Source organism: Pasteurella bettyae CCUG 2042 (genome assembly GCF_000262245.1).
In the GTDB taxonomy this organism is placed as follows: Bacteria; Pseudomonadota; Gammaproteobacteria; order Enterobacterales; family Pasteurellaceae; genus Basfia; species Basfia bettyae.
Window position 1 is genome coordinate 21,315 of record NZ_AJSX01000046.1, and the last position, 11,828, is coordinate 33,142.

Below are 11,828 nucleotides of genomic sequence, written 5' to 3' on the forward strand. Positions count from 1 at the left end.
CGAAAGCAAGAGAGAACCAGTGAATTTATCTTTATCATCTGAACAAATTTTAAACTGGAAAGATTTAATCCCTACATTAGATCTTACCGATTTAACTACTCAACCTGTATCATTTTTTGATTTACAATGCCGTGCTAAAACTGCGATTCAACAATTTTTACAAAATTCATACCGCAGTTTATTAGTTTTGAAGGCAGATGATCAGTCAGAGTATGCTCCGCTACTTACACAATATATAGAAAGTATATTGCCAGCAAGAGAACAGGTGATAGGTGCTAATTATATTATTGAACAAGCAGATAGCTTTTCTTTTGCACGGATCTCTGTGGAGCCAGCTCAGTCTATTAATGATAATTTTGCAGCGACACAAACAGTAGCATCAGCACTTTATTTTGATGAAAATAAATTATTCGGTTCTCTGCAAGTTCATGCTATTTCAAAAGATATTCAGTTGAATAAAGGACTTATCCATCAAGTAAATGGCGGAGTGTTGATTTTATCAGTAGCAGGGTTATTAGCTCAATTTGAGTTGTGGCCACGCTTAAAACAAATTCTTACTAGCCATCGTTTTGATTGGTATTCAACCCATCCATTTAAACCTTTGCCTTGTGATATCCCAAGCTATCCAATTGATCTGAAAGTGATATTACTTGGTTCTCGTGATGAGTTAGCGGCATTTTCAGAATTAGATGAAGAGCTTTTTGCATTATCTGATTATTCTGAGCTAGAAAGTTATTTTTCAGTTGAAGAGAAAAGCCAACAGATTCAATGGGCTCAATATGTTAATTCTATGGCTAAACAAGCTGGTTTCCCATCATTGAGTGAACAAGGGCTTAATCGCTTATACCAGCTTTTAGTGCGAGACAGTGAAGATCGAACATTAATTAATATTTCTCCTCTAAAACTCAAAACATTGTTAGCTCAAGCCACTTTATTTCGACAATCAGAAACATTAAGTGCGGTGGAATTTGAAGAAATTTTCCAACAAAAACAAATGCAACAGAGTTTCTTACGTGAGAGAACTTACGATGATATTTGGCATGAGCAAGTATATATTCCAACAGATGGCGAAGCTGTTGGACAGATTAATGGGCTTTCTGTCATAGAATATCAAGGCACTCCGACATCATTTGGTGAGCCTTCTCGTATTAGTTGTATTGTGCAATATGGCGATGGTGAAATTATTGATGTGGATCGTAAAAGTGAATTAGCTGGCAATATTCATGGCAAAGGCATGATGATTGTTGAAAGCTGTTTAGCTAATATTTTAGAACTTCCATCGCAATTACCATTTTCAGCTTCATTAGTATTTGAGCAATCTTATTCGGAAATTGATGGTGATAGTGCATCACTTGCAGCATTTTGTGCATTAACTAGTGCATTATCTGATTTACCACTTCCTCAGTCTATTGCCGTTACAGGGACTATTGACCAACTTGGTTTGGTGCATGCAGTAGGTGGTGTTAATGATAAAATTGAAGGCTTCTTTGCTATCTGTGAGAAGCGGGGGCTAACGGGAGAACAAGGCGTTATTATTCCTACCGCAGTGATACATCAATTAAGCCTTTCACAAGAGGTTGTGACGGCTGTTAAAAATAAACAATTTTTTATTTGGGTAGTAGAAGATGTTTATCAAGCTTGTGAAATTTTATTTAATCGAGATTTAATAGAAGAAGATAAAAATTATACCCAACAAAATCTACCTATATCACGCTTAATTGCTCAACGTATTGAACAGCGAGCAGAGCATCATAGCCGAGGATTATTAAGTTTTTTACTCGGTCGAAAATAACTAATTTATTGATCACAAAGGCAAATGAGCATTATGCTTGTTTGCCTTTTTTAGTATTAAAAAGTTCATTTTAAACATTCAAAAACCAACTGGTTTAACCAGGTATAGCGAACACTTGTTAGCTATTTTAAAGTTTCTTTACTATTGATATAATTTCCCAAAATATAAGCTTAATCTGGCTTATTTAAATTAACCGGTAATCAAAGGAAGTTTTGAATGACTAACACATGTACTCCAATTAAAAAACATTCATATAGCTATGAGGATTTATTAGCTTCAGGGCGTGGTGAATTATTTGGTCCGAAAGGTCCTCAGCTCCCGGCACCAAGTATGTTAATGATGAATCGTATTGTTGAAGTAAAGGAAACTGGTGGTAATTTTGATAAAGGCTATATAGAAGCAGAATTGGATATTAAACCTGATTTATTCTTCTTCGATTGTCACTTTATTAATGATCCTGTGATGCCTGGTTGTTTAGGTTTAGATGCAATGTGGCAGTTAGTTGGCTTTTATTTAGGCTGGCTTGGCGGTGAAGGTAAAGGTCGTGCACTTGGTGTAGGTGAAGTGAAATTTACAGGACAAATTTTACCTACAGCCAGTAAAGTGATTTATCGTATTCACTTTAAACGAATCATCAATCGTAAATTAGTAATGGGATTGGCAGATGGTGAAGTGGAAGTGGATGGACGAGTTATTTATACTGCTACTGATTTAAAAGTTGGATTATTCCAAGATACCTCAGCCTTTTAATTCAAGCGCTTATTTATTAATTTCTTATTAAAATTTATCGCCTATTAGAGTTATCTAATAGGCAATTTTTATGTTCTAAATTCACTATTTTTTAATAAGGGGGAAGTTGGAACATAGTAATAAAATTTTTCCAAATTCTACCGCACTTTTCAGCGCTAATACTTCATTAATCTAATTTTGTTAATTGATGCTAAAAACATCTAAACTTCACCCAAATTGTAATTTTTTATGCTAAAATATAATAATTTTTTATTGCTTATTTTTTAAGGTTAATCAATGAAACCCAGCATTATTACAAAATTAGATAGTTTAAATGAACGCTATGAAGAATTAGAGGCATTATTAGGTGACCCTGCAACTATTAGTGATCAAGATAAATTCCGTGCATACTCAAAAGAATACTCTCAATTAGAAGAAGTGGTGAAAACCTTTGCACGTTGGAAACAATTAAATTCAAATATTGAAGAGGCTGAATTACTTCTTGATGATCCTGAAATGAAAGAAATGGCTCAAATGGAAATTGAAGAGTCAAAAACTGAATTAGAAGAAGTGGATCAACATTTACAAATCTTGTTATTACCCCGAGATCCCAATGATGAATACAATGCCTATTTAGAAATCCGTGCAGGCACAGGTGGTGATGAGGCAGGTATTTTTGCAGGTGATTTATTTCGTATGTACAGCCGATATGCAGAAATGAAAGGATGGCGTGTTGAAGTATTAAGCGAAAATGAAAGTGAACAAGGTGGCTATAAAGAAATTATTGCTTTAGTCACGGGTGATACAGTTTATGGACAACTTAAATTTGAATCTGGTGGTCACCGAGTACAACGTGTACCTAAAACCGAATCACAAGGTCGTATTCATACTTCAGCCTGTACTGTTGCAGTGATGCCAGAATTACCAGAAAGCGAAATGCCTGAAATTAATCCAGCAGATTTACGGATTGATACTTATCGTGCATCAGGTGCAGGTGGTCAGCATATCAATAAAACTGACTCAGCGGTACGTATTACCCATATTCCGACAGGCATGGTAGTAGAATGTCAGGATGAGCGTTCACAGCATAAGAATAAAGCGAAAGCAATGGCTGTATTAGCTTCCCGTTTAGTACAAGCAGAGCAAGATAAATTAGCAGCAGAGCAAGCAACTACACGCCGTAATTTATTAGGTTCAGGTGATCGTTCAGATAAAATTCGTACCTATAATTATCCGCAAGGTCGAGTGACGGATCATCGTATTAATTTAACCGTTTATCGTTTAGATGAAGTGATGAATGGAAAAATTGATGAATTAATTCAACCTATTATTACTGAATATCAAGCAGATCAATTGGCAGCATTGTCTGAACAAAATTAATATAAAAAGATGGGCGCCTGATGGCGTCCTAATTTTTAAGGAAATAGAATGTTAGTTGAAAATCCTAATGAAAATAATCAGAATCTTCTGAGTCAAAACATTCAACTTACTGTTGTCAATAAGAAAAGCCGTTCATTAATTGATATTATTATGAAGACGATTGTGGTGAAAATAAACTAATGAATTATGAACAATGGTTAAGCTTCGCACAGAAACAATTAAAACAGTATAATCTTACCGAAAATGTAAAGCTTGATGCTTTAGTGTTATTGCAGTTTGTGACAAAACGGTCAAAAGCTAGCATTATGGCATTCGGTGAAACTATATTATCTGATGAAATGTTAGAAAAATTGACCGCACTTTTAGATCGTCGTCTGCAAGGTGAACCTATCGCCTATATTCTTGGTGAAAAAGAATTTTGGTCTATGCCATTATGGGTTTCACAGGATACCTTAATTCCTCGTCCTGATACTGAAATCTTAGTGGAAAAAGCTTTTGAATTAGCTATGTTAAAAATTCAAAAGTGCGGTAAAAATTTAAAAAATTTTCGTGTACTAGATCTAGGGACGGGAACAGGAGCTATTGCTTTAGCATTAGCAAAGGAATTAACTCCTATCGTTGAACAATATCAACTAGGCTTAGAGGTTATTGGTACAGATATTATGGCGAATGCTGTGGCATTAGCACAACGGAATGCACAACGTAATCATATTGCTCATGTCAACTTTTTACAAAGTAATTGGTTTCAACAACTTGAAAATCAGCAATTTGACATCATAGTAAGTAATCCGCCTTATATTGCTCCTCAAGATAAACATTTACAAAATGGGGATGTACGTTTTGAACCACTGACAGCCTTGGTTGCGGAGCAAGAAGGCTATGCAGATTTACGCCATATTATTGAAAATGCACCACTTTATTTAAAACCACAAGGGTGGTTAATGTTGGAGCATGGTTGGCAACAGGGTGAAAAAGTGCGGTCAATTTTTGCAGAATTGTCACAAAACCCTTGGGAATCAATTGCAACGCTAAAAGATTATGGCGACAATGAAAGAATAACAATTGCTTGTTGGAATAAATAAATGAAGTATTATCAAAAAGCTTTATATGATGAAATGACCTCTTTTTACCTAATCACTTCTGACGATGAAGGGGAAGAATTAGGTCGAATTCGTTCACTAATGGGGAGCTTAGTACGTAAAGCAAGACGGACTATTTCACCTCAAGGAGATGATAAAGTCCGTATTCATCAGTTGTTACAGCTATTTTATGGCGATTGGGGATTTTATTGCGATCCTGAGCATTATTTCGAATCAGACAATTTATACCTTTTAGATGTATTAGAAACTCGTAAAGGGATGCCTGTTAGTTTAGGGGCAATTTTGCTTTACCTTGCAGATAGTTTAAATTTGCCTTTGTATCCCGTGAATTTTCCTACTCAACTGATTTTGAGAGCTGAAGTCGGTGATGAAGTTGCTTTTATTGATCCTTGGAATGGACATTATGTATCACAAGACTTTTTACAGAAACTATATGAAGGTGCCTTTGGCTTTGGTTATGAATTAAGCGAAGAGGAATTGGTGCCAGCAGAAACAAGAGAGTTACTAAATCGCTTTAGACAGTTAGCTAAAAATGCCCTGATTCGTGAAAATCATAATGATCAAGCTTATAAATTTATCGATGTGTTGTTACGTTACAATCCAGAGGATCCTTATGAAATTCGAGATCGTGGTTTAGTGCTTGCTCAAATGGGGTGTTATCACGCAGCATCAGAGGATTTGCAATATTTTATTGATCAATGCCCACAAGATCCCACAACACTTTTGCTTACTGCACAAATGGCGGAATTAAAGCAAAATTATCATGAAATCCATTAAAGGAATTTAACTTATGCAAAATAAAATGATTCGTCTAGGTGATATTGAAATTGCAAATGACAAACCATTCGTGTTATTTGGTGGTATGAATGTACTTGAAAGTCGCGATTTAGCGATGCAAGTTTGTGAAAAATATGTTGAAGTGACAAATAAATTAGGTGTGCCTTATGTTTTTAAAGCCTCCTTTGATAAAGCCAACCGATCTTCAATTCATTCTTATCGAGGACCAGGTATGGAGGAAGGTTTAAAAATCTTCCAAGAATTAAAAACAACGTTTGGTGTAAAAGTTATTACTGATGTACATGAAATTTATCAATGCAAACCTGTCGCCGAAGTGGCAGATATCATTCAATTGCCTGCTTTTTTAGCACGTCAAACGGATTTAGTGGAAGCGATGGCTCATACAGGTGCGGTGATCAATGTGAAAAAACCACAATTCTTAAGCCCTGGTCAAATGGGTAATATAGTGGAAAAAATTGCTGAATGTGGTAATGATAAGGTGATTTTATGTGATCGAGGTTCGAACTTTGGTTATGATAATTTAGTCGTAGATATGCTCGGTTTTGGTATTATGAAAAAAGTATCCAAAGGAAGCCCTGTTATTTTCGATGTAACTCATTCATTGCAATGCCGAGATCCATTTGGTGCGGCTTCTGGTGGTCGTCGTGATCAAGTAACGGAATTAGCACGCTCAGGTTTAGCGGTAGGGCTTGCAGGTTTGTTCTTAGAAGCCCATCCTGATCCAAATCATGCAAAATGTGATGGACCTTCGGCATTGCCATTATCGGTATTAGAAGGTTTTGTAAGTCAAATGAAAGCCTTAGATGATTTAGTTAAATCTTTTCCTGTATTAGATACCTCCATTTAATAAAACATAATTAATTAAGAAAGCGGCAAGTTAGCAATAATTTGCCGTTTTTTATTGCTTTATACTTAATAAAGTATATAATCAGCAATAAAAATTATTATCAATTTTAATTGTAAGTTATGTATTCTAATAAATTATTTGTTTTTATTTTTTCCTTTTTCTTGGCGGCTTGCTCAACTCCATTATTAGATTCACAAAAAATTACTCAACTGGGTACAGTTATTGATTTGAAAAATAATCAAGAAATTAGTGTGTCTGAGTTAATTTCTCGCTTATCTCACCAAGATTATATTTTGATTGGCGAAGAACATGATCAAAAAGTACATCATCAATTAGAGCAATATATTTTAGAACAAATAGATCATGCTCGTCCGTTAGACTCAGTTGTTTTTGAAATGTTAAATGTTTCACAGCAGCAATCCATTACACAAACACAATCCCAATTAAAAAATGCTAATTCTATTTCAGAATCAGAGATTAAACAGTCTATTCAATGGACTAAATGGGATTGGAATATGTATAAGGATTTAATTATTAATCGATTAAAGTCACCTAACAAAGTTATTGCTGCTAATTTAACGCAATCTGAAGTGAATACCATATTAAACGGTGCAGAACCATTAAAGGGAAATCGTTCTATTTCACAAGAGGTGCAAGATAAAATTGCACAATTAATGCATTCAGTCAGCCATGCTAACCTTTCTGATATTAATAAAATGATCATGGTTCAGCAATTTCGTGATCGTAGAATGGCTGAAAAATTGTTTAAAACTTCTCAAAAACCAACCGCACTTATCGCTGGTAACCATCATGTAAGAAAGGATATTGGCGTTCCTATTCACCTTGCTGATTATGGCATTAACAACAATATTTCAGTGTTAATGATCATGAGTCAACAAGAGAATATTACCTCTACTGAAGCCGATTATATTTGGCTTATCAAGTAATTTTTTGATTGTCATTTTGCATTAACTTAAGGATATATATGACTAAGCTCAATCTTATTACAAAGACATTACTAGGCATGTTATTGACAGGGATTTCACTTCATTCACAAGCTGATGATAGTAACACAACACAACACAACACAACACAACACAACACAACACAATTAGATACTATTGTTGTCTCTGATGAAGGTGGCAAAAATCCTAATTTTAACTCTTATACAAAACCTTCAGCAGTGACTTCACGTGCAATTAATGTGAATGCAATGCAAAATTTGGATAGCATTGTTCGTTCAACATCAGGCGCCTATACTCAAATGGATCCTGGTCAAGGTGGTGTGAGTGTCAATATTCGTAGTATGACAGGGCTTGGCAGAGTAAATACGATGATTGATGGTGTTCCGCAAACACAATTAGGAACATCTGCTAATGGCGGTGGAAAATTCCATAGCGAAGGCAATGGGCCGATGAGTCAATTTTCTGCATTAATTGATCAAAACTTTCTTACTCGAGTAGATATTTCAAAAGGACATGGCAATGGTTCTGCTGGCATTAATTCATTAATGGGAAGTGCTGATTTCAAAACAATTGATGCGGAAGATGTCATTTTAGATGCTAATAAGGTGGGCGTATTAACTCGTTTAAATTATGGCAATAACGATTTAGGTAAAAATGGGATGATTGCTTTAGCTGGCAAAACAGGTTTACTTGAATCAGGCTCTATAAGTGCTTTAGTTGCTGGTAGTAAAAGTTCTTTAGATCAAAATTATCGTCGAGGTGATGGTAGCCATGCTTCAGATTCTGGATATATGCAAGGATTAAAGCAACATCCTGAATCTTATTTAGCAAAATTAGCAGTCAAACCTAATAAAGATACGGAATTTAAGCTTTCTAGTCGTCGCTATAACAACAGTATTGTTGGTCGAGATATTGATAGTAAAACTCATTCATTTGAAGCGAAATATAACCCAGATTCAAAATGGGTAGATTTGTCTTTTTTAGCGGCTAAAACAGTCACAGAACAAGTGTATACCGATAATGCTAAGTTATGGACCTTAGAAGATGCCACTACACAAAATAAGTTTATTACCTTTGATTTAAAAAATACAAGCCGTTTTGAATTAGGTGATTTTAATGGTTCAGTTACCTATGGTGGTAATATCTATCGTAATAAATATGAACGGGGCATTCCTGAAAAAAATAATGACTCTGGTGCGATTGCTAATGCAGCCTTTGGACCAGCGGGTAAACAGAACATTAATTCATTATATTTAGATTCTGAATTTAACTATGACATCTTGACCTTAAATGCTGGGCTTACTTACTCACGTTATAACTTAAAAGGTTATAAACCTGCTTGTGATTCAGATGATGCAGTGTATTGTATGCCAGCTGGAGCAATGAATATTGATCGTAAATATACTAAAGTAAATCCTTCAGTAACATTATCTTTACAAGTGACTGATTGGCTACAACCTTTCGTAAGTTATAGCGAAACTGCTCGTGCGCCTAATGTTCAGGAAATGTTTAATACTAGCCGTAATGGTTTATCCGTGAACCCATATTTAAAACCAGAAACAGCGAAAACTTACGAAATTGGTTTCAATATAAATAAAGATAATTTGTTATTAGATAATGATTTATTTGGTATGAAAGTGGTGTACTTCAATTCTCATATTAAAGACTATATTTTTAATATGTCTTATTATGGCTGTGGTAGTTCAGTTTGTACTAATGTAAATGATTCAGTGGATAGTGTTCATGCTCAAATTTATTTAAATTCGCCAGAGATGGTGAAAGATAAAGGCTGGGAAGTAGAAATGTCTTATGAGTCAGATTATTTCTTTAGTAATATGACTTATACTAGAAGTGCAAGCACTGCACCAACCTCAAAAGCAGCTATGATTTATTATGGCTTTGGTTCTGAATCTTATACACAATTACCAAAAGATTATGCAACCGTAGAATTAGGTACACATTTATTAGATAAAAAATTAACCTTATCTAGTATTTTTAAATATACCGGAAAAGCAAAACGTGTAGGACTTGATATGGATGATGATGGTAATTTAATGTTTGATGATTTACCAAATATTCCAGTTATTATTGATCTCTATGCGAATTATAAAATTAATAAAAATATTAGCTTAAAAGCAGGTATTCAAAATTTAATGAATCGTAACTATTTAGATGCATTAAATGCTTATAATTCTTCAACATCTGAAGATTACGATACGGAAACAGACACTTATCGTTTCACTAATAGTGCTAGAGGCCGTACTTATACTGTGGGTGCAGAAATTCGTTTCTAAGAAAACGATAAATATTATTGGAAACGACTTTTTCGTTTCCATTTTGTTGTAAAGGATAATTTTATATGATTCATAATAAAGTGTGGGGAGCAAATTTAGTCGCACCTTCTGCTTTTCCTCAACGTTCTGCGTTAATGCCTATTTGGGGTGGGATTGACGCACCAGAAGAACAATGGGAAAGCATTTGGCGAGAGGCTGTTGTTGATTCATTAAATCAAGACGGATTAGCTTATGTGCATATTCCTTTTTGTATTAGCCATTGTGTATTTTGTGGGTTTTACCGAAATGCGTGGAAAGAAGATCAAGGGACTGGATATGTAGATAAAGTGATTCAAGAATTAGCTTATGAGGCAGAGATTAGACAAGATAAAGGAAAAATCAAAGCGGTTTATTTTGGTGGTGGCACACCAACGGCTTTAGATACTGCTAATCTTACGAGATTAATTCGTGCTTGTTACCAATATTTGCCTTTAGCTGATGATTGCGAGTTTACTTTAGAGGGACGAATTAGCCACTTTGATTTAGAAAAAGCACAGGCAAGTATTGAAGCTGGTGTTAATCGTATTTCTATTGGTATTCAAACATTCAATTCACCTATTCGTAAACGTTTAGGGCGTCGTCATAGTGGTGAGCAAGCTTATGAATATTTAACTCAATTATGCCAATTAGATGCTACGGTGGTTGCCGACTTAATTTTTGGTTTGCCTGAGCAAACTGATGAAATTTGGGAGAAGGATATTGAAATTGCCACAAGTTTGCCGCTATCGGGGGTAGATACTTATGCATTTAATTGCTATCCATTTTTACCTATTAATAAATTGATTAAACATGGTACCATTGCACCTCCCGTTGGATTAGAAATGCAAGCTTATCATTATGCTTATGCGGTTACAGAATTACAGCAACGAGGTTGGAAACAAGTGAGCAATAATCACTTTGCTTTTCCTGACCGAGGAGAACGTAATTATTATAATAGTAAAGTAAAATCTAATATGCCTTGTCTAGCATTTGGTTCTGGTGCAGGTGGAAGCTTTGCTGGCTTTAATTATCAAGTTCAAGGCGATTTACAAAGCTATTTAGCAACGTCTAAAGATCACAAAAATATTTCTTATTTAGGTTATCATAGTGCTAAAAAAGATTTATTTAGTCAGTTACAATTTTCTACTGAAATTGGTTGGCTTGATACAAAATTATTTCTAAATAATCAAGTGATAGCGCAACTTTTAGAAAACTGGCAAAATGAATCTCTGCTTTCTATTGATTCACAAGGGATCGCTCATTTAACAACAAGTGGGAAATATTGGTCTCCGACTATTATTCGCACTTTAATGCTTTCATTAACGGACTCACAATAAGGATTTTTATGTCATTAACAGAACAACAACGAACAGAATTAACCTCTATATTGGCGAATAAGAATGATCATGTATTAGAAATGCTAGCACATAAATATGATTGTTCTTATGAGGATATTTTATCCTGTTTACCGCAAAATATGGCAATACCTATGGATGGTGAACGTTTTGTAGAAATTATGCAGACAATTGCAAGTTGGGATGAAGCTGTTGTGTTTATTGCACATACGCCTGATGCAGTGATTGAAGTCACTGGAAAATTGCCTCATGGTGAAATTGCGAGAGGTTATTACAATATGGAACATCATGAAAATGGTGGATTGCATGGACATTATCGATATGTAAATTGTAAAACGATTTATTTAGTTGATCGCTATTTTATGAATAAACGTACAGTGGCAATTAATTTTATTAATAAACAGGGCGATGCCATGTTTAAGATCTTTGCTAGCCGTGAAGAAAATGGTGAATTAAAGGCATCATTAGTAGATAAAATGAAAGCGTTATTTACAGCTTAATAGCTTTTTAACTCAGTTAAATTACTAAGGAAAGTGCGGTTGAAATTTTC

The 11,828-nt window shown here is 34.7% G+C and carries 8 protein-coding genes and 1 pseudogene; all 9 read left to right on the top strand.

The window, feature by feature from the left end; genetic code table 11:
- The first annotated feature begins 19 nt into the window (after positions 1 to 19).
- A complete protein-coding gene (locus HMPREF1052_RS09915; RefSeq protein WP_005761644.1) occupies positions 20 to 1,792 on the top strand; it encodes an AAA family ATPase in 1,773 nt (590 codons plus the stop codon).
- Positions 1,793 to 2,008: 216 nt separating this feature from the next.
- The gene (fabA, locus tag HMPREF1052_RS09920) at positions 2,009 to 2,542 is read left to right on the top strand and encodes a 3-hydroxyacyl-[acyl-carrier-protein] dehydratase FabA (RefSeq protein WP_005761671.1); all 534 of its coding nucleotides are present in this window, start codon (positions 2,009 to 2,011) and stop codon (positions 2,540 to 2,542) included.
- 276 nt (positions 2,543 to 2,818) lie between these two features.
- A complete protein-coding gene (prfA, locus tag HMPREF1052_RS09925; protein ID WP_005761646.1) occupies positions 2,819 to 3,901 on the top strand; it encodes a peptide chain release factor 1 in 1,083 nt (360 codons plus the stop codon).
- A 179-nt stretch (positions 3,902 to 4,080) separates the two neighbouring features.
- The gene (prmC, locus tag HMPREF1052_RS09930) at positions 4,081 to 4,983 is read left to right on the top strand and encodes a peptide chain release factor N(5)-glutamine methyltransferase (RefSeq protein ID WP_005761640.1); all 903 of its coding nucleotides are present in this window, start codon (positions 4,081 to 4,083) and stop codon (positions 4,981 to 4,983) included.
- Entirely contained in the window at positions 4,984 to 5,778 is a 795-nt protein-coding gene (locus HMPREF1052_RS09935; RefSeq protein WP_005761649.1) for a SirB1 family protein, read from the top strand.
- A 13-nt stretch (positions 5,779 to 5,791) separates the two neighbouring features.
- Positions 5,792 to 6,646: a 3-deoxy-8-phosphooctulonate synthase gene (gene kdsA / locus HMPREF1052_RS09940; RefSeq protein WP_005761651.1), complete on the top strand. Its 855-nt coding sequence runs from the start codon at positions 5,792 to 5,794 to the stop codon at positions 6,644 to 6,646.
- Between the two features lie 119 nt (positions 6,647 to 6,765).
- Positions 6,766 to 7,593 (top strand): ChaN family lipoprotein, encoded by an 828-nt coding sequence (locus HMPREF1052_RS09945; RefSeq protein WP_005761663.1) that lies wholly within the window; start codon positions 6,766 to 6,768, stop codon positions 7,591 to 7,593.
- Positions 7,594 to 7,631: 38 nt separating this feature from the next.
- Positions 7,632 to 9,905, top strand: a complete 2,274-nt coding sequence (locus HMPREF1052_RS09950; protein WP_005761654.1) for a TonB-dependent receptor domain-containing protein — start codon at positions 7,632 to 7,634, stop codon at positions 9,903 to 9,905.
- 65 nt (positions 9,906 to 9,970) lie between these two features.
- Positions 9,971 to 11,778: pseudogene (gene hutW, locus HMPREF1052_RS09955) on the top strand (heme anaerobic degradation radical SAM methyltransferase ChuW/HutW).
- Positions 11,779 to 11,828 lie beyond the last annotated feature (50 nt).